An 18,348-nucleotide genomic window follows, 5' to 3' on the forward strand; every position below is an offset into this window, starting at 1 on the left:
TAGAGGCTCTCTGACGTCCTGTCGAAGGAGCACAGCTCATGGTCAACGTCGTACGCGCCGCGCTCGTCCAGGCGACCTGGACCGGCGACACCGAATCCATGATCGCCAAGCACGAGGAGCACGCCCGCGAGGCCGCCCGGCAGGGCGCCAAGGTGATCGGCTTCCAAGAGGTCTTCAACGCCCCCTACTTCTGCCAGGTCCAGGAGAGCGAGCACTACCGCTGGGCGGAGCCGGTGCCGGACGGGCCGACCACGCGCCGGATGCGGGACCTGGCCCGCGAGACCGGCATGGTGATCGTCGTGCCTGTCTTCGAGGTCGAGCAGTCCGGCTTCTACTACAACACCGCCGCCGTGATCGACGCCGATGGCAGCTACCTCGGCAAGTACCGCAAGCACCACATCCCCCAAGTCAAGGGCTTCTGGGAGAAGTTCTACTTCCGTCCCGGGAACCTCGGCTGGCCCGTCTTCGACACCGCCGTCGGCTGCGTCGGCGTCTACATCTGCTACGACCGGCACTTCCCCGAGGGCTGGCGGCAGTTCGGCCTGAACGGCGCCCAGCTCGTCTACAACCCCTCGGCCACCTCGCGCGGCCTGTCCGCCCACCTGTGGCAGCTGGAGCAGCCCGCCGCCGCGGTCGCCAACGAGTACTTCGTCGCCGCGATCAACCGCGTCGGCCAGGAGGAGTACGGCGACAACGACTTCTACGGCACGAGTTACTTCGTGGACCCGCGCGGGCAGTTCGTCGGCGAGAAGGCGAGCGACAAGGCCGAGGAACTCGTCGTGCGCGACCTGGACTTCGGCCTCATCGACGAGGTGCGCGAGCAGTGGGCGTTCTACCGGGACCGCCGCCCGGACGCGTACGAAGGGCTGGTCAAGCCGTGAAGGACCTGCACACCCGGCACAGGGCCGTCCTGCCGGACTGGCTCGCGCTCTACTACGACGAGCCGATCGAGCTGACCCACGGCGAGGGCCGCCACGTCCAGGACGCCCAGGGGCGGCGCTACCTGGACTTCTTCGGCGGCATCCTGACCACCATGACCGCGCACGCGCTGCCCGAGGTCACCAAGGCCGTCGCCGAGCAGGCGGGCCGCATCCTCCACAGCTCCACGCTGTATCTGAACCGCCCGATGGTGGAGCTGGCCGAGCGCGTCGCCGCGCTGTCCGGCATCCCGGACGCGCGCGTGTTCTTCACGACCTCCGGCACGGAGGCCAACGACACGGCGCTGCTGCTCGCCACCGCCCACCGCGGCTCCCACCAGATCCTGGCGATGCGCAACAGCTACCACGGCCGCTCCTTCTCGGCCGTCGGCGTCACCGGCAACCGCTCCTGGTCGCCGACCAGCCTGTCCCCGCTCCAGACGCTCTACGTCCACGGCGGCGTCCGCACCCGCGGCCCCTACGCGGCCCTGAGCGACGCCGAGTTCATTGAGGCGTGCGTGGCGGACCTCAAGGACATGCTCGGCCAGACCCGCGGCGTCGCCGCCCTGATCGCCGAGCCGGTCCAGGGCGTCGGCGGCTTCACCTCGCCGCCCGACGGCCTGTACGCGGCCTTCCGCGAGGTGCTGAGGGAGCACGGCGCCCTGTGGATCGCCGACGAGGTGCAGACCGGCTGGGGCCGCACCGGTGACCACTTCTGGGGCTGGCAGGCACACGCCCGCTCGGGTCCGCCGGACCTGCTCACCTTCGCCAAGGGCATCGGCAACGGCATGTCGATCGGCGGCGTCGTCGGCCGCGCCGAGATCATGAACTGCCTGGACGCCCAGTCCATCTCCACCTTCGGCGGCTCACCGGTGACGATGGCCGCGGGCCTCGCCAACCTCACCTACCTGCTCGAACACGACCTCCAGGGCAACGCGCGCCGGGTCGGCGGGCTGCTCATCGAGCGCCTGCGGGCGATCTGCGCCCATCTGCCCGCCGTCCGCGAGGTGCGCGGCCGCGGCCTGATGATCGGCATCGAGCTGGTCAAGCCGGGCACCGACGAGGCCCACCCCGAAGCGGCCGCCGCCGTCCTCGAAGCGGCCCGCGAGGGCGGCCTCCTCATCGGCAAGGGCGGCGGCCACAGCACCAGCGTGCTGCGGATCGCGCCCCCGCTGACCCTCACGGTCGCCGAGGCGGAAGAAGGCGCGGCGATCCTCGAACGGGCCCTCGAAGAGGCCTAGTCCGCGCGCCGCCCGCCGCCGCGCACCACGGCGCCCGTCATCCCGTACGAAAGGGAGCGCATCACCATGAGTACCCGCACCCTGATCCGCGGCGGACTCGTCGTCACCGCCGCCGAGGAAGTCCACGCCGACGTGCTGATCGAGGACGGCCGGATCGCCGCGCTCGCCGCCCGCGGCACCGAGGCCGCCGCGGCCTGGACCGCGGACCGCGTCATCGACGCGAGCGAAAAGTACGTCATCCCGGGCGGTGTGGACGCCCACACGCACATGGAACTCCCCTTCGGCGGCACCTTCGCCTCGGACTCCTTCGAGACCGGCACCCGCGCCGCGGCCTGGGGCGGCACCACCACCATCGTGGACTTCGCCGTGCAGACCACGGGCCGGTCCCTGCGCTCGGGCCTGGACGCCTGGTACGCGAAGGCCGACGGCAAGTGCGCGATCGACTACGCCTTCCACATGATCCTCTCCGACGTCAACGAGCGGACCCTGAAGGAGATGGACCTGCTCGTGGAGGAGGGCATCACCTCCTTCAAGCTGTTCATGGCCTACCCCGGCGTCTTCTACAGCGACGACGGACAGATCCTGCGGGCCATGCAGCGCGCGGCGGCCGACGGCGGCCTGATCATGATGCACGCCGAGAACGGCCTCGCCATCGACGTCCTCGTCGAGCAGGCCCTCCAGCGCGGCGAGACCGACCCGCGCTACCACGGCGAGGTCAGGAAGGCCCTCCTGGAGGCCGAGGCCACGCACCGCGCGATCCAGCTCGCCCGGGTCGCCGGCGCCCCCCTGTACGTCGTGCACGTCTCCGCCGAGGAAGCCGTCGCCGAACTCACGGCCGCCCGCGACAAGGGCCTGCCCGTCTTCGGCGAGACCTGCCCGCAGTACCTGTTCCTGTCCACCGACAACCTCGCCGAGCCCGGTTTCGAAGGCGCCAAGTACGTGTGCTCGACGCCGCTGCGGCCCCGCGAGCACCAGGCCGCGCTCTGGCGCGGCCTGCGCACCGACGACCTCCAGGTGGTGTCCACCGACCACTGCCCGTTCTGCTTCACCGGCCAGAAGGAACTGGGCCGCGGCGACTTCTCGAAGATCCCCAACGGCCTTCCCGGCGTCGAGAACCGCATGGACCTGCTCCACCAAGCCGTCGTCGACGGACACATCAGCCGCCGCCGCTGGATCGAGATCGCCTGCGCCGCGCCCGCGCGCATGTTCGGCCTCTACCCGAAGAAGGGCACCATCGCGCCCGGCGCGGACGCCGACGTCGTCGTCTACGACCCGGCCGCGACGCAGGTGCTCTCCGCCGAGACCCACCACATGAACGTCGACTACTCGGCGTACGAGGGAAAGCGGATCACCGGCCGCGTCGAAACCGTCCTCTCGCGCGGCGAAACGGTCATCGACCAGCGCACGTTCACAGGGCGCGCCGGACACGGCGTCTACACGCCCCGCGCGACCTGCCAGTACCTGAACTAGGAGGCACCCCGTGGACTTCGGACTCGTCCTGCAGACCGACCCGCCCGCGGCCGAGGTCGTCGGCCTGATGCGGCGCGCCGAACAGAACGGCTTCCGCTACGGCTGGACCTTCGACTCGGCCGTCCTGTGGCAGGAACCCTTCGTGATCTACAGCCAGATCCTGGAGCACACCCAGGAGCTGACCGTCGGCCCGATGGTCACCAACCCGGGCACCCGCACCCCGGAGGTCACCGCCTCCACCTTCGCGACGCTCAACGACATGTTCGGCAACCGCACCGTGTGCGGCATCGGCCGCGGCGACTCCGCGATGCGCGTCGCCGGCCGCACGCCCCACACCCTCGCCCGGCTCGGCGAGGCGATCGACGTGATCCGCGACCTCGCCGAGGGCCGCGAGGCCGACGTCGGCGGACAGACCCTGCGCATCCCGTGGATCAAGAACGGCAGGCTCCCGGTGTGGATGGCCGCGTACGGCCCGAAGGCCCTCGCGCTCACCGGGCAGAAGGCCGACGGGTTCATCCTCCAGCTCGCCGACCCCTATCTGACCGAGTGGATGATCAAGGCCGTACGGGACGCCGCCGCGGCCGCGGGACGCGACCCCTCCGCCGTCAAGATCTGCGTGGCCGCGCCCGCGTACGTCAGCGCCGACCTGGCGCACGCGCGCGAGCAGTGCCGCTGGTTCGGCGGCATGGTCGGCAACCACGTCGCCGACCTCGTCGCCAAGTACGGCGAGCACTCCTCGATGGTCCCCGAGGCGCTCACCGCGTACATCAAGGAGCGCGAGGGCTACGACTACAGCCACCACGGCCGGGCGGGCAACCCCGACACCACGTTCGTGCCGGACGAGATCGTCGACCGCTTCTGCCTGGTCGGACCCGCCGCCGCGCACATCGAGAAGCTGCTCGCCCTCAAGGACCTCGGCGTCGACCAGTTCGCCCTGTACGCCATGCACGACGCCCGCGAGGAGGTCATCGACGCCTACGGCGCGGAGGTCATCCCGGCCCTGACCTGATCCCGCCCGCCCCGCCCCGCCGCGCGCGGTGCCGGGCGTGGCATGATCCCGGCATGAGCCGCATATCCCCGGGGCGCGCCGCCACGCTCGGTGCCGTGGCCGTCGCCCTGCTCGTCTCCGGCTGCGGGCAGGACGGACGCGGCACCCACGGGCAGGGCGGTGGCCCCGGGGCAGGCGTGCCCTCGCAGCCGGTTGTCGCCGACTCGCCCGACCCCGACGCCCGGCGCCACGGGGCGGAACTCGCGGAGCGGCCCGCGCAGCCCTCGCGCGACTGCACCGGCAAGACCGGCACCCTGCTCGAACCGGGCCCCGTCGACAGCGCGATGGGCCTGCGGGCCATGACGCTGTGGCTCACCCACTGCGGCACCGGCACCTACCGCCTCGACGGCTACCCGACGCTTCAGGTCCTCGCCGACGACGGCACCGCCTTCGACGTCCACAGCCTGCGGGGCGCGCAGGCCGTCACCACCGCCGTGGAGGACCCCGGGCCGCATCCCGTGACGCTGCGGCACGGCGAGTCGGCGACGGCCGGGGTGGTGTGGCGCAACACCTACGCCGACACCACCGAGGACCCCGTCAACGGCACCCGCCTCCAGGTGCTGCCCGCCCCCGGCAGGCCTGCGCGGACCGTCGCCCCGGACGGCGGGATCGACCTCGGCAGCACGGGGCGCATCGGCACGACGGCCTGGCGCACGGCACCGGCGGCCGAGTCCGGCGCGGGGCGCCCTACGGCACCCGCGCCGTCCACTCCGGCGCACTGAACTTCGTACGCGCCAACTCCTGGGCGCGGGCCAGCTCCCCGTCGGAGACCTTGCCCGCCGCCAGGCCGTACCGGCCGCGGAAGGAGTCGACCATGCGGTCGATGACGGCCTCGCGGGGCAGCCCGGTCTGGCGGCGCAGCGGGTCCACGCGCTTCTTGGCGCTCTTCGTGCCCTTGTCGGAGAGCTTCTCGCGGCCGATGCGCAGCACTTCGAGCATCTTGTCGGCGTCGATGTCGTAGGCCATGGTCACGTGGTGCAGGACCGCGCCCGGCCCGCCTTCGGGGCCGACCATCCGCTTCTGCGCCGCGCCCGCGATCTTCCCGGCGTCCGTGGCGATGTCGTTCAGCGGCTGGTACCAGGCCTTGACGCCCATGTCGCCGAGCGCGCCGAGCACCCAGTCGTCGAGGTAGGCGTAGCTGTCCTGGAAGGACAGGCCCTGCACGAGAGCGTCCGGCACGGACAGCGAGTACGTGATGGTGTTGCCCGGCTCCACGAACATCGCGCCACCGCCGGAGATCCGCCGCACCACCTCGATGCCGTGCCGGGCCGCGCCCTCGGGATCCACCTCGTTGCGCAGCGACTGGAAGCTGCCGATGATCACCGAAGGGGCGCCCCACTCCCACACGCGCAGCGTCGGCGGCCGGCGCCCCGCGGCGACCTCCTCCGTGATGACCTGGTCGAGGGCCATGTGCAGCGCGGGCGGCTGCGGGCCCTCGTGGACGAGCTGCCAGTCGTAGTCCGTCCAGTCCGTGGCGTGCGCAAGGGCCCGCCGCACGGCGATCGCGACGCCCTCCGCGGTCAGGCCGTACATGACGGTCCCCGCGGGCAGCGCCGCCTCGACCCGCGCGGCGAGCCCCGCGGCGTCCGCGCTGGCCGGGGCCCCGGCCAGCGCGGCGTCGATGGCGAGGATCGCCTCGTCCGGTTCGAGGAAGAAGTCACCGGCCACGCGCACGTCGCGCAGCCGGCCGTCCTCCACGTCCAGGTCCACTACGACGAGCTTGCCGCCAGGGACCTTGTACTCGCCGTGCACCGCGATCCTCCTGTTGTCCACCGCTGTCCGGGACCCGCCCGGAAAGTCCCTCTACGCTAACTCAGGACCCCTGTGGCGAGAGGCCGTCCAGCGGCTAGCCTGCCGGGCATGTTCACGTCGCGGCCCACCCTCCAGGGCACCTTCGGCATGGTCTCCTCCACGCACTGGCTCGCCTCGCAGTCCGCGATGGCCGTTCTCGAGGACGGGGGGAACGCCTATGACGCCGCCGTCGCCGCGGGGTTCGTGCTGCATGTCGTCGAGCCGCATCTGAACGGGCCCGCGGGGGAGGCGCCGATCATCATCGCGCCCGCGGGCGGGCCCGTGCGGGTGCTGTGCGGGCAGGGCGTCGCGCCCGCCGGGGCGACCGTCGCGCACTACCGGGACGAGCTGGGCCTCGACCTGGTGCCCGGCACCGGGCCGCTCGCCGCGGCCGTGCCCGGCGCCTTCGACGCGTGGATGCTGCTGCTGCGCGACCACGGCACCAAGCGCCTCGCCGAGGTCCTCGCCCACGCCGTCGCGTACGCGGAGGACGGGCACCCGCCCGTGGAAGGCGTCGGCCGGACCGTCGAGGCCGTACGGGGCCTGTTCGAGACGGAGTGGAGGTCGTCGGCGGAGGTCTACCTCCCGGGCGGCGCCGCCCCCACCCCGGGCGAGCTGTTCCGCAACCCCCGCCTCGCCGCCACCTGGCGGCGCATCGTCGCCGAGGCCGAGGCGGCGGGCGGCACCGACCGCGTCGCGCAGATCGAGGCCGCCCGCGAGGTGTGGCGCTCCGGCTTCGTCGCCGAGGCCCTGGTGCGCCAGGCCGCACGCCCCACCCTGGACACCAGCGGCAAGCGGCACCCGGGCACCCTCACGGCCGCCGACCTCGCCGGCTGGTCGGCGACGTACGAGGATCCCGTGACGTACGACTGGCGGGGCTGGACGCTGTGCAAGGCCGGGCCCTGGAGCCAGGGCCCGGCCTTCCTCCAGCAGCTCGCCCTGCTGCCCGACGAGCTGCCCGCGTACGGCTCGGCCGACTACGTGCACCTGCTCGTCGAGGGCTGCAAGCTCGCCATGGCGGACCGCGAGGCCTGGTACGGCGACGCCGCCGATGTCCCTCTCGACGAGCTGCTCTCCGCCGCCTACAACGCCGAGCGGCGGGCCCTGATCGGGGACGGGGCGTCCCACGAGCTGCGGCCCGGGCGGCCCGGCGGGCGCGAGGTGAGACTGTCCTCCCGCGCGCGGGAGGTCGCTTCCGGCGCGTCCGCGTACGACCCGCAGGGCATCCTGGCGGGCACCGGGGCCGCGGCGGGCGCCGGGGAGCCGACCGTCGCCCGGGACGGCGCGACCCGGGGCGACACCTGCCACCTGGACGTCGTCGACCGCTGGGGCAACATGGTCGCGGCCACGCCGTCCGGCGGCTGGCTCCAGGCCAACCCCGTCGTGCCCGAACTCGGCTTCCCGCTCGGCACGCGGCTCCAGATGGCCTGGCTGGAGGAGGGCCTGCCCAACTCGCTCACCCCGGGCCGCCGTCCCCGCACCACCCTGACGCCGACCCTGGCGCTCAGGGACGGCGTGCCGGTGCTGGCCTTCGGCACGCCCGGCGGCGACCAGCAGGACCAGTGGCAGGTGCACTTCTTCCTGGCCGTCGTGCTCCGCGGGGCCGTGCGCGGCGGGCTCGACCTCCAGGGCGCCATCGACGCCCCGAACTGGCACAACGACTCCTTCCCCGGCTCGTTCTACCCGCGCGGGATGCGGCCCGGCAGCGTCACCGTGGAGTCCGGCACGGACCCGGCCGTCATCGCGGAACTGCGCGCGCGGGGGCACGACGTGACCGTGGGGGAGCCGTGGTCGGAGGGACGGCTGTGCGCGGTGGCACGGGACCCGCGCACCGGGGTGCTCTCGGCCGCCGCGAATCCCCGCGGGATGCAGGGGTACGCGGTAGGGCGATAAGTACGCGGGGGCGCCCCGTCGGCCGTGGGGGCGCCCCGTCGGCCGTGGGGACGCCCCGTCGGCCGTGGGGACGCTGAGTCGGTCGTGGGGGATTTCATCCCGATTCCACCCTTTGTTCACCCCCTCCGCACGGGATGTCAGTGGCACGTGCTCTCATGGAGGCATGATCGAAACGCAGGAAATCAAGGAAAGCATCGACGACTTTCTCGCCCGCCAGGCCGCCGACGTGGAGCGCGTGATCCGCGAGGCCGCCGCGGCGGAGATCACCCCGCGGTTCCGGCAGCTCGCCGAGGACGACGTCGTCCAGAAGAGCGGCCCGCACGACCTGGTGACCGTCGCCGACCGCCGCGCGGAGGAGTACCTCACCCGTGAGCTGACCGCGCTCCTGCCCGGCTCGGTCGTCGTCGGCGAGGAAGCGGTGCACACCCACCCGGCGACGTACGACGCGATAGCCGAGAGCGCCCCGGTGTGGATCGTCGATCCCGTCGACGGGACACGCCAGTTCGTGCGCGGGGACGCCGGCTTCTGCACGCTGGTCGCGCTCGCCCTGGACGGCGTGGTCCTCGCCTCCTGGACGTACGCCCCCGCGCTCGACGCGTTCGCGGTGGCCGTCCGCGGCAGGGGCGCCACGCTGAACGGCACGCGGCTGCGCGCCGGAGCCCCCGAGCCCGGCCGCCCCCTCACCGTCGCCACCTCCCACCCGGACTTCACCACAGACGACGAGAAGCGCGCCCTGCTCGGCCTGTACTCCGGCGGCTTCGCGGCCCGCCCGTGCGGCTCCGCGGGCCTGGAGTACCTCGCGGTGGCACGCGGCGAGCTGGACGCCGTCGCGTTCGGCTGGGAGCTGGCCTGGGACCACGCGGCGGGCCTGCTCCTGGTCGAGGAGGCGGGCGGCGCCCACCTCACACGCGAGGGCGTGCCCTTCGCCATCACCGGGGGCAACGCCCTGCCGTTCACGGCCGCCCGGGACGAGGCCACGGCCCGCCGGGTCGCCGACGCGCTGGTGGCCGGGGCCTGACCGCACCGGCCCCCTGCCGCCGACGCCCGCGGCAGGGGCCCCGCCGGGGCTCCGGCATATCCTGTGCGGCACTGGCCACCGGCTGACGAAGGAGTCCGAAGGTGCCGTCGATGCTCGATGCCGTCGTCGTGGGAGCGGGTCCGAACGGTCTGACCGCCGCCGTCGAGCTGGCCCGCCGCGGCCTCTCGGTCGCCGTCTTCGAGGCCGAGGGCACCGTCGGCGGCGGCGCCCGCACCGAGGAGCTGACGCTGCCGGGCTTCCGGCACGACCCCTGCTCGGCCGCGCACCCCCTGGGCATCAACTCCCCGGCGTTCCGCGCCCTGCCCCTGGAGCGGTACGGCCTGCGGTGGCTGCACGCCCCGCTGCCCATGGCCCACCCCTTCCCCGACGGCAGCGCCGCCGTGCTCGCGCGCTCCGTCTCCGAGACGGCCGCCTCCTTCGGCCCCCGCGACGCGGGCACGTACCGGCGCCTGATCGCCCCCTTCCTGCCGCACTGGGACACCCTGGTGCGGGACTTCATGTCCCTGCCCCTGACCGCCCTGCCGCGCGACCCGGTGCTGCTCGCCCGCTTCGGACTCCAGGGCCTCCCGCCGTCGACGTGGCTGCTGCGGCGGTTCCGGGACGACCGGGCGCGCACGCTGTTCGCCGGGCTCGTCGCCCACGTCATCGCGCCCCTCGGCGGCTTCGCGACCACCGCCGTCGGCATGGTCTTCGCCCTCGCCGCCCACGCGCGCGGCTGGCCCGTCGCCCGCGGCGGCTCCCAGGCCATCTCCGACGCGCTCACCGCGTACCTGAAGGACCTCGGCGGCGCCGTCCACACCCACTACGAGGTCAAGCGCCTGGACGACCTGCCGCCCGCGCGCGCCTACGTCTTCGACACCTCACCCACCGCGCTCGCCCGCATCGCCGGCCTCGGCCGCTACTACGACGGCTACCGGTACGGCGCCGGTGTCTTCAAGGTCGACTACGCCCTCGACGGCCCCGTGCCCTGGACCGCCGAGGCCCCCCGCCGCGCGGGCACCGTGCAGATCGGGGCCACCAGCCAGGAGGTCGGCACCGCGCTGCGGGCCGCATCGCGCGAGGGCCGCGCCCCGGACACTCCGTTCCTCATCACCGTCCAGCCCGGCGTCGCCGACCCCACCCGCGCCCCCGACGGCAAGCAGGTCTTCTGGGCGTACGGCCACGTGCCGAACGGCTGGCGGGGCGACCTGACGCACGCCGTCGAGCGGCAGCTGGAGCGCTTCGCGCCCGGCTTCCGCGACCGCGTCCTGGCCCGCGCCACCGCGGGCCCGCCCCAACTCGCCACGCGCAACGCCAACTACGTGGGCGGCGACATCGCCTGCGGCGCCGCCAGCGGCCTGCAACTGCTGCTGCGGCCCCGGCTCACCGCGTTCCCCTACCGCACCCGGCACCCCGCCGTGTTCCTCTGCTCCTCCGCGACCCCGCCGGGACCCGGCGTGCACGGCATGTCCGGGCACAACGCCGCGAAAGCCGTCTGGAAGCGCCTCAGAGAGCAGGGCGCGCCCCGATGACCGCCCGCGTCACGCTCGTCCAGGGCGACATCACCGAGCAGCACGCCGACGCCGTCGTGAACGCGGCGAACTCCTCGCTGCTCGGCGGAGGCGGCGTCGACGGCGCCATCCACCGCCGCGGCGGCCCCGAGATCCTCGCCGACTGTCGCCGCCTGCGCGCCGCCCACCTCGGCAAGGGCCTGCCGACCGGCCAGGCCGTCGCCACGACGGCGGGCGAGCTGGCCGCCGCGCACGTCATCCACACCGTCGGACCCGTCTGGTCGGCGACCGAGGACCGCTCCGCGCTCCTCGCCTCCTGCTACCGCGAGTCCCTGCGCGTCGCCGCAGGACTCGGCGCCCGCACGGTCGCCTTCCCGGCGATCTCCACGGGCGTGTACCGCTGGCCGATGGCGGACGCGGCCCGGATCGCGGTCCGCGCCGTACGGGACGCCCTGACGGCCGCTCCGGGGGTGAGCGAGGTGCGGTTCGTCCTCTACGACCAAGCCGCGTACCGGGCCTTCGAGGAAGCGCTGGCCGACGAAGGTTGATGTCGGATTTCCGCCAGCCCAGGGGAGGGCGATCGCCGATCCTTGAGCCATGCCGACCGTGACGCCCACCTCCGCGACCCCCGACACGCCCGTGAGCGCCGGGACCCGCCCGGCGCCGGCAACGGCCGCGCCCGCCGGGATGCACGGGGACTTCGACCGCTGCGTACGGGCCGTGCAGTCCAAGGACGACCGGTTCGACGGATGGTTCTTCACCGCCGTGCGGACCACCCGGATCTACTGCCGGCCCAGCTGCCCCGTCGTACCGCCCAAGCCCGAGAACATGACGTTCTACCCGAGCGCCGCCGCCTGCCAGCAGGCCGGATTCCGCGCCTGCAAGCGATGCCGCCCCGACAGCAGCCCGGGCTCGCCCGAGTGGAACCAGCGCGCCGACCTCGTCGCCCGCGCCATGCGCCTCATCGGCGACGGCGTCGTCGACCGCGACGGCGTGCCCGGCCTCGCCGCCCGCCTCGGCTACAGCACCCGCCAGGTCGAGCGCCAGCTCCTCGCCGAACTCGGCGCGGGACCCCTCGCGCTCGCCCGCGCCCAGCGCGCCCAGACCGCGCGGCTCCTCATCGAGACGACCACGCTGCCCATGGCGCAGATCGCCTTCGCCGCGGGCTTCGCCTCCATCCGCACCTTCAACGACACCGTCCGCGAGGTGTTCGCGCTCGCCCCGGGCGAGCTGCGGGCCCGCGCCGCCCGCCGGGGCCCCGGCCACGGCGGACGGGCGCCCGTCGCCAACGGCACGATCGCGCTGCGACTGCCGTTCCGGGCACCCCTCAACCCCGACAACCTCTTCGGCCACCTGATCGCGACCGCCGTCCCCGGCGTCGAGGAGTGGCGCGACATGAGCGGGGGCGGCGCGGAGCGCCACGACGCAAGGGCGGCGGCGGGAGACGGGTGGGCCTACCGCCGCACCCTGCGCCTGCCGTACGGGCACGGCATCGCCGCGCTCACCCCGCACCCCGACCACATCGGCTGCCGCCTCACCCTCACCGACCCGCGCGACCTCACCATCGCCATCAGCCGCTGCCGCAGGCTCCTCGACCTGGACGCCGACCCCGTCGCCGTGGACGGCCAGCTGCGCGCCGACCCGCTGCTCGCGGCCCTCGTCGACAAGGCGCCGGGCCGCCGCGTGCCGCGCACCGTGGACGAGGCCGAGTTCGCGGTGCGCGCGGTGCTCGGCCAGCAGGTCTCCACGGCCGCCGCCCGCACCCACGCCGCCCGCCTGGTCACCGCCCACGGCGAACCGGTCGAGGACCCCGAGGGCGGGCTCACCCACCTCTTCCCCGCCCCGGAGGCGCTCGCCGCGCTCGACCCCGAGTCCCTGGCCCTGCCCCGCAGCCGCCGCGCCACCCTCCTGACCCTCGTACGCCACCTCGCCGACGGCACGCTCCAGCTCGGCGTCGAGAACGACTGGGAGCGAGCCCGCGCCCAGCTCACCGCGCTGCCGGGCTTCGGCCCCTGGACCACCGAGGTCATCGCGATGCGCGCGCTCGGCGACCCCGACGCCTTCCTGCCGTCCGACCTCGGCATCCGGCGCGCGGCCCAGGCGCTCGGCCTGCCGCACACGCCCGCCGCGCTCACCGCCCGCGCGGCGGCCTGGCGCCCCTGGCGGGCATACGCCGTCCAGTACCTGTGGGCCACCGACGACCACGCCATCAACCGCATCCCCGCCCACCCCGCCCCCTGAAGACCCCGGGACCGACCGCCATGCACCGTACGCACACCGTCATCGACAGCCCCTACGGGCCGCTCACCCTCGTCGCCACCGACAGCACCCTCAGCGGCCTGTACATGACCGAGCAGCGCCACCGCCCCGCCGACGAGACCTTCGGCGACCGCGACCCCGACGCCTTCGACGCGGCGACCGAGCAGCTCACGGCCTACTTCACGGGCGAGCTGACCCGCTTCGACCTGCCGCTGCGTCTGGACGGCACACCGTTCCAGCAGTCCGTCTGGCAGCAGCTCCTGACCATCCCCTACGGGCAGACCCGTACGTACGGGCAGCTCGCCGACGCCCTGGGCAAGCCCGCCGCGTCCCGCGCCGTCGGCCTCGCCAACGGCAAGAACCCCATCGGCGTCATCGTGCCGTGCCACCGCGTCATCGGCGCGGGCGGCGGCCTGACCGGCTACGGCGGCGGCCTCGACCGCAAGCGGCGGCTCCTGGAGTTCGAGAGCGGGACGGCCCTGTTCTGAGGCGCGGCCTTCGGCGCCTCAGTCCGCGCAGACCCCCGAGTCCGCCAGCTCCGCGATCACCTCGGCGTGGCAGGGCTCCGGCACGCACCAGCACCCGAGCCGGTGCCCCCGCAGCCCGGGCAGGAGCGCGAGCAGGTCCGGGCGGCTCAGCAGATGGTCGCGGTACATCGCCACGACCTCCTCCCGCGTCCCGTCCTTGCCGGGCCTGAAGGGGCTGGCGAGAGGGGAGCCCTCCAGCTGCCAGCCGCCGCGGTGCATGGCCCGGCCCACGTACACGACGTCGGCGTAGTCCGGGTCGTCCCGGTGGCCCTTGAGATTGACGACCGTCGTACGGCTCACGGAGCGGCCCCTTCCGGACGCGGCGCCGCGAAGACCGCGCAGGTCGTCGTGGCGTGGGCGTACAGCTTTCCGTCCACGGAGCCGACGACGCGGGCCTCGGCCGTCGCCGTGGTCCTGCCGACGTGGAGGGCGCTCGCGTCGCAGCGCAGGCGCGGGGTGTCCGCGAACACCGGGCGTACGAAGTTCACGCTGAGCTGCGTCGTGGTGTAGGCCCGGCCCGGGGGCAGAAGCGTCGCGACCGCGCAGCCCAGGGCGGAGTCCAGGAGCGTGGCCAGGAAGCCGCCGTGCACCGTCCCCATGGGGTTCAGGAGGTGCTCACCCGGGTCGCTCTCGAACACCGCGGTGCCCTCGCCGAACTCCACCAGGCGGTAGCCGAGCGTCGAGCCGATGGGCGGCTCCGGCAGCTCCCCGGCGAGGATCTTCCGCAGCAGGTCAGGGCCGCTCACGTCCCCCGCGTCGGCCCAGGCGACGGGCGGCTGCCAGGTGTGCGTGCGCACGCGCGGGCCCGGCTGCGCCGACTGCGTTGGCTGCGTTGGCTGCGTTGTCATCGAGGATGCTCCGTCCTTCGCCCCCGCGGCGTGCGTCCGGCTCCCGCCGCTCTCCTATGACTCTCGCTGGCATCGGCGAGCGCCGCGCGCCGAGAGCGTACGCCCCGCGCGGCACACGGGCCGAGCACCCCACGCACGGCTCAGCCCACGCGCAGACCGTCCTCCAGCTCCACCGCGCCCCCGCCCGCGGCCAGCACGTCGAGCGCGACCCGCAGCCGGCGCGCGAGCGGCTCCGACAGGTACGACTCCAGGTCCTCGGGGGCCACCAGGCGCCAGGAGAGCAGCTCCTCCTCCTGGGTGCGGATCTCCGCGAACCGTTCGGCGGGCAGCACGCCGCCGTCGTACAGGAACGCCACCAGCGGCGGCCGCACGTCCGTGCCCGGCACCCAGTCGACCACGAGCAGCCCGCCGGGATCGATGTCCAGACCGACCTCCTCCGCGGTCTCGCGACGGGCGCCCTGCCGTGGTGTCTCACCGTCGGCCGACTCGACGCCGCCGCCCGGGAGCGCCCACTTCTCGCGGTAGTTCGGCTCGACGAGGAGCACGCGGCCCGCCGGGTCCCGGATGACGGCGGCGGCTCCGGCGAGGACACGGGGGAGGCCCGCGATGTACGCGGCGTAGTCAGTCGTCACGGGGGGAAAGGGTAGCCCCGCGCCCGGGGCGCAGCCCCCGGAAGTCTCACTCGTCCGACCTCCCCCGAGACCTGGCGATCCGGCGGAGCCGCGGGTGGCGGTCGGCCGACTGCGAGGTCAGGGCGTCGCCCACCATCGCCCGCACCGCGTCCCGCAGGCCGTGCAGCGCCGTGTGCCGCGCGGGCCCCGCCCCCGGATCCGCCCTCAGCTCCTTCAGGAGCGCCCAGCACAGCGCCAGCATGACGACGACGAACGGCAGGGCCACCAGAATGGTCGCGCTCTGCAAGGACTTGAGGCCGCCCGCCACGAGCAGCACCGCCGCCACCGCCGACATCAGCGCGCCCCAGGTGACGACGAGCCAGGTGGGCGGGTGCAGCGAGCCGCGGCTGCTCAGCGAGCCCATCACCAGCGAGGCGGAGTCGGCGCTGGTGACGAAGTACGTCATGACGAGGACCATCGCCACCCACGAGGTGACCGTGGTCAGCGGCAGGCCGTCCAGCATCGCGAACAGGGACGCCTCGGCGCCCTCCTTGGCCTTGGCCGCCATGTCCACCGCACCGGTCATGCCGAGCCGGATGCCGGTGCCGCCCATCACGCAGAACCACACGACGGTCGCCCCGCTCGGCACGAGCAGCACCCCGATCAGGAACTCCCTGATCGTCCGGCCGTGGGAGATGCGCGCGATGAACGTGCCGACGAACGGCGCCCAGGACAGCCACCACGCCCAGTAGAAGATCGTCCACGCGCCGAGCCAGGCGCTGTCGGTGAAGGCGCCGGTGCGCGTGGCCATCGGCAGGAGCTGGTGCAGGAAGCCGCCCACGCTCGCCGGGATCGCGTCCAGGATGAACACGGTCGGGCCGAGCACGAAGACGAACAGCATCAGAAGCGCGGCCAGCGCGAGGTTGAGGGTGCTGAGCCACTTCACGCCGCGGTGCACCCCGGAGAACGCGGAGAGCACGAAGGCCGCGCCGAGCGAGGCGATGATGGTCAGTTCCAGCGCGGTGGTGTCCTCGACGCCCGCCGTCAGATGCAGCCCCGTCGCGACCTGGAGCGCGCCGACGCCGAGGCTCGTGGCGGTGCCGAAGACCGTCGCGAAGACGGCGAGCAGATCGATGACCCGGCCCGGCCAGCCGGCCGCCCGCGCCTCGCCGATCAGCGGCACGAAGACCGAACTGAGCCGGTTGCCGCGCCCCTTGCGGAAGCCCGCGTAGGCGAGCGCGAGGCCCGCGATGCCGTAGATCGCCCACGGCGTCAGGGTCCAGTGGAAGAAGGAGTACTCGAACGCGACGCGGGCCGCGCCCCCGGAGCCCGCCTCGGCACCGGATGCGGGCGGGGGGTCGAGGTAGTGCGTGAGCGGCTCCCCGACGCCGTAGAACATCAGGCCGATGCCCATGCCCGCGCTGAACATCATCGCGATCCAGGCGAGGTTGGTGAACTCCGGCTCCGAGTCGTCGGCACCCAGCCGGATCCGGCCGAAGCGGCCGAGCGCGAGCAGCACGCACAGGACCAGGAAGACATCGGCCGCGATCACGAAGAGCCAGGCGAAGTTGTCCAGGACCCAGGCGAGGGCGGAGCCCGTCGTGCTTTCGAAGGACGACTTGCCGACGGCCGCCCAGGCGACGATGCCGAGGACGACGAGGACGCCGATGCCGACGACGGTGAAGTCGGGGGAGCCGTCAGGGGCGGAACGGGGCGGAGGGGGCGGGTCCGACGGGCCGCCCGGAGTTCCGTCGGGGAGCGGTTGATCGATCACTTCCGTGCTCATGCCGCCCCACTATGGGGCGCTATACCATGATTTCTCCGGCTGACGCGCCGTCCGTGCGCCCAGCTGACCATGGGCAGGGGGCCCTTCCTGCGGTTATGGTCGCTGCGGCGCGACTGCCTTGACGCGAGCAAGGCCCGGAAGCAAGGGGAATGCAAGGTGGCGGACGCTGTAGGGACGACATCTCACGACGGGGGCCGTGAGGCGGAGCGCGGCGACGGTCGCGGACACGTGCTGATCGCCGCGGACAAGTTCAAGGGCTCGCTCACGGCCGTCCAGGTCGCGCGGCGCGTGAGCGCGGGCCTGCGCCACGTCGTACCGGACCTCCAGGTGCGGGCCCTGCCCGTGGCCGACGGCGGCGACGGCACGGTCGACGCGGCCGTCGCGGCCGGGTTCGAGCGCCGGGAGGTGCGGGTCACCGGGCCGCTCGGTGACCAGGTGACGGCGGCCTACGCCCTGCGCGAGGACACGGCCGTCGTGGAGATGGCCGAGGCATCGGGCCTGCAACGACTGCCCGACGGCGCCTTCGCACCGCTCACGGCCACGACGTACGGCACCGGAGAGCTGATCCGCGCCGCCCTCGACGCGGGCGCGCGCAGAATCGTCTTCGGGGTCGGCGGCAGCGCCACCACGGACGGGGGCGCGGGCATGCTGGCCGCCCTCGGCGGGCGGCTCCTGGACGCGGACGGGCGGCCGGTCGCGCCCGGCGGCGGCCCGCTGCGCGACCTGGAGACCGCCGACCTGTCCGGCCTCGACCCGCGCCTGAAGGACACCGAGATCGTCCTCGCAAGCGACGTCGACAACCCGCTGACGGGCCCCAAGGGCGCCCCCGCCGTGTACGGCCCGCAGAAGGGCGCCACGCCCGAGGACGTGGCGGCGCTCGACGCCGCGCTCGCGCACTTCGCGCGGGTGCTCGCCCGGACCGCGGGGCCCCGGGCCCTGGAACACGCCGAGGCGCCCGGCGCGGGCGCCGCGGGCGGCATCGGCTACGGCGCCCTCGTCGGCCTCGGCGCGTCCTTCCGGCCCGGCATCGAGGTCATGCTGGACGTCCTCGGCTTCGGGCCCGCGCTCGAAGGGGCGCAGCTCGTCATCACCGGCGAGGGCTCGCTCGACGAGCAGACCCTCCACGGCAAGGCGCCCGCCGGGGTCGCCGCCGCGGCTCGCGCCGCCGGCGTCGAGGTCATCGCCGTCTGCGGGCGCCTCGCGCTGCCGCCGACCGCCCTCGGCACGGCGGGCATCCGCCGCGCGTACGCCCTCACGGACATCGAGCCGGACGTCCAGCGCTGCGTGGCCGAGGCGGGCCCGCTCCTGGAGCGCCTGGCCGAGGGCATCGCACGGGACTACCTGAGCTGAACCCCGCCCCGGGGCCCGCCACGGGACCCCCGCAGGGCAGCGAAAAGCCGGGTGGGCCCGAACCACGAAGGTTCGGGC

General features: G+C 74.0%; 17 protein-coding genes. 12 read left to right on the forward strand and 5 right to left on the reverse strand.

The annotated features are described in order from the left end of the window. Window positions 1-38: 38 nt before the first annotated feature. The 5 genes from AC07GB_RS08355 (at window position 39) to AC07GB_RS08375 (ending at window position 5,398) form a co-directional block, all read left to right on the forward strand. Window positions 39-881, forward strand: a complete 843-nt coding sequence (locus AC07GB_RS08355) for a nitrilase-related carbon-nitrogen hydrolase (RefSeq protein ID WP_478842837.1) — start codon at window positions 39-41, stop codon at window positions 879-881. Further along, window positions 878-2,158: an aspartate aminotransferase family protein gene (locus AC07GB_RS08360; protein ID WP_478842839.1), complete on the forward strand. Its 1,281-nt coding sequence runs from the start codon at window positions 878-880 to the stop codon at window positions 2,156-2,158. Before AC07GB_RS08355 ends, AC07GB_RS08360 begins: the two co-directional genes overlap by 4 nt. Window positions 2,159-2,224: 66 nt before the next feature. Further along, complete coding sequence (gene hydA / locus AC07GB_RS08365; RefSeq protein ID WP_478842841.1) at window positions 2,225-3,628, forward strand: dihydropyrimidinase; 1,404 nt, start codon at window positions 2,225-2,227, stop codon at window positions 3,626-3,628. A gap of 10 nt (window positions 3,629-3,638) precedes the next feature. After that, a complete protein-coding gene (locus tag AC07GB_RS08370) occupies window positions 3,639-4,637 on the forward strand; it encodes a TIGR03842 family LLM class F420-dependent oxidoreductase (RefSeq protein ID WP_478842843.1) in 999 nt (332 codons plus the stop codon). Between the two features lie 53 nt (window positions 4,638-4,690). Next, on the forward strand, window positions 4,691-5,398 hold the full coding sequence (locus tag AC07GB_RS08375) for a DUF4232 domain-containing protein (protein ID WP_478842845.1): 708 nt from the start codon (window positions 4,691-4,693) through the stop codon (window positions 5,396-5,398). On the opposite strand, the gene AC07GB_RS08380 is transcribed toward AC07GB_RS08375, so the two are convergent. After that, a complete protein-coding gene (locus tag AC07GB_RS08380; protein WP_478842847.1) occupies window positions 5,364-6,428 on the reverse strand; it encodes a lipoate--protein ligase family protein in 1,065 nt (354 codons plus the stop codon). The two genes, AC07GB_RS08375 and AC07GB_RS08380, sit on opposite strands and share 35 nt — an antisense overlap. A gap of 108 nt (window positions 6,429-6,536) precedes the next feature. Here AC07GB_RS08380 and AC07GB_RS08385 point away from each other — a divergent pair, with 108 nt between their 5' ends. The 6 genes from AC07GB_RS08385 to AC07GB_RS08410 all read left to right on the forward strand — a co-directional run bounded on the left by AC07GB_RS08385 (window position 6,537) and on the right by AC07GB_RS08410 (window position 13,636). Next, window positions 6,537-8,360, forward strand: a complete 1,824-nt coding sequence (locus AC07GB_RS08385; RefSeq protein ID WP_478842849.1) for a gamma-glutamyltransferase family protein — start codon at window positions 6,537-6,539, stop codon at window positions 8,358-8,360. A gap of 163 nt (window positions 8,361-8,523) precedes the next feature. Continuing rightward, complete coding sequence (locus tag AC07GB_RS08390; protein ID WP_478842851.1) at window positions 8,524-9,378, forward strand: inositol monophosphatase family protein; 855 nt, start codon at window positions 8,524-8,526, stop codon at window positions 9,376-9,378. A 101-nt stretch (window positions 9,379-9,479) separates the two neighbouring features. After that, window positions 9,480-10,910, forward strand: a complete 1,431-nt coding sequence (locus AC07GB_RS08395) for a phytoene desaturase family protein (protein WP_478842853.1) — start codon at window positions 9,480-9,482, stop codon at window positions 10,908-10,910. Beyond that, window positions 10,907-11,437 carry an O-acetyl-ADP-ribose deacetylase gene (locus AC07GB_RS08400; protein WP_478842855.1) on the forward strand — a complete coding sequence of 177 codons (531 nt, stop codon included), beginning with the start codon at window positions 10,907-10,909 and terminating at the stop codon, window positions 11,435-11,437. The genes AC07GB_RS08395 and AC07GB_RS08400 overlap by 4 nt, the downstream gene beginning before the upstream one ends. Window positions 11,438-11,576: 139 nt before the next feature. Beyond that, window positions 11,577-13,130: an AlkA N-terminal domain-containing protein gene (locus AC07GB_RS08405; RefSeq protein ID WP_478843286.1), complete on the forward strand. Its 1,554-nt coding sequence runs from the start codon at window positions 11,577-11,579 to the stop codon at window positions 13,128-13,130. 20 nt (window positions 13,131-13,150) lie between these two features. Continuing rightward, the gene (locus AC07GB_RS08410) at window positions 13,151-13,636 is read left to right on the forward strand and encodes a methylated-DNA--[protein]-cysteine S-methyltransferase (RefSeq protein ID WP_478842857.1); all 486 of its coding nucleotides are present in this window, start codon (window positions 13,151-13,153) and stop codon (window positions 13,634-13,636) included. An 18-nt stretch (window positions 13,637-13,654) separates the two neighbouring features. Here AC07GB_RS08410 and AC07GB_RS08415 read toward each other — a convergent pair whose 3' ends face one another. The 4 genes from AC07GB_RS08415 to AC07GB_RS08430 form a co-directional block, all read right to left on the reverse strand. After that, window positions 13,655-13,975, reverse strand: a complete 321-nt coding sequence (locus tag AC07GB_RS08415) for a DUF4326 domain-containing protein (protein ID WP_478842859.1) — start codon at window positions 13,973-13,975, stop codon at window positions 13,655-13,657. Then, window positions 13,972-14,523, reverse strand: coding sequence for a PaaI family thioesterase (locus AC07GB_RS08420; RefSeq protein WP_478842861.1), 552 nt, complete (start codon window positions 14,521-14,523; stop codon window positions 13,972-13,974). Before AC07GB_RS08420 ends, AC07GB_RS08415 begins: the two co-directional genes overlap by 4 nt. Window positions 14,524-14,663: 140 nt before the next feature. Further along, window positions 14,664-15,155: an NUDIX domain-containing protein gene (locus tag AC07GB_RS08425; protein ID WP_478842863.1), complete on the reverse strand. Its 492-nt coding sequence runs from the start codon at window positions 15,153-15,155 to the stop codon at window positions 14,664-14,666. Window positions 15,156-15,201: 46 nt separating this feature from the next. Continuing rightward, a complete protein-coding gene (locus tag AC07GB_RS08430) occupies window positions 15,202-16,920 on the reverse strand; it encodes a BCCT family transporter (protein ID WP_478842865.1) in 1,719 nt (572 codons plus the stop codon). Between the two features lie 228 nt (window positions 16,921-17,148). Between AC07GB_RS08430 and AC07GB_RS08435 the strand changes: the two genes are divergently transcribed. Further along, window positions 17,149-18,270: a glycerate kinase gene (locus AC07GB_RS08435; protein WP_478843288.1), complete on the forward strand. Its 1,122-nt coding sequence runs from the start codon at window positions 17,149-17,151 to the stop codon at window positions 18,268-18,270. The last annotated feature ends 78 nt before the right edge of the window (window positions 18,271-18,348 follow it).

This window comes from Streptomyces sp. NPDC045778, assembly GCF_056431945.1.

Excerpts from the sequence above, each read along its gene's own strand:
- AC07GB_RS08375 (WP_478842845.1), top strand. The coding sequence starts at position 4,691 with ATGAGCCGCATATCCCCGGGGCGCGCCGCCACGCTCGGTGCCGTGGCC.
- AC07GB_RS08405 (WP_478843286.1), top strand. The coding sequence starts at position 11,577 with ATGCACGGGGACTTCGACCGCTGCGTACGGGCCGTGCAGTCCAAGGAC.
- AC07GB_RS08410 (WP_478842857.1), top strand. The coding sequence starts at position 13,151 with ATGCACCGTACGCACACCGTCATCGACAGCCCCTACGGGCCGCTCACC.
- AC07GB_RS08390 (WP_478842851.1), top strand. The coding sequence starts at position 8,524 with ATGATCGAAACGCAGGAAATCAAGGAAAGCATCGACGACTTTCTCGCC.
- AC07GB_RS08400 (WP_478842855.1), top strand. The coding sequence starts at position 10,907 with ATGACCGCCCGCGTCACGCTCGTCCAGGGCGACATCACCGAGCAGCAC.
- AC07GB_RS08355 (WP_478842837.1), top strand. The coding sequence starts at position 39 with ATGGTCAACGTCGTACGCGCCGCGCTCGTCCAGGCGACCTGGACCGGC.
- hydA (WP_478842841.1), top strand. The coding sequence starts at position 2,225 with ATGAGTACCCGCACCCTGATCCGCGGCGGACTCGTCGTCACCGCCGCC.
- AC07GB_RS08430 (WP_478842865.1), bottom strand. The coding sequence starts at position 16,920 with ATGAGCACGGAAGTGATCGATCAACCGCTCCCCGACGGAACTCCGGGC.
- AC07GB_RS08385 (WP_478842849.1), top strand. The coding sequence starts at position 6,537 with ATGTTCACGTCGCGGCCCACCCTCCAGGGCACCTTCGGCATGGTCTCC.
- AC07GB_RS08420 (WP_478842861.1), bottom strand. The coding sequence starts at position 14,523 with ATGACAACGCAGCCAACGCAGCCAACGCAGTCGGCGCAGCCGGGCCCG.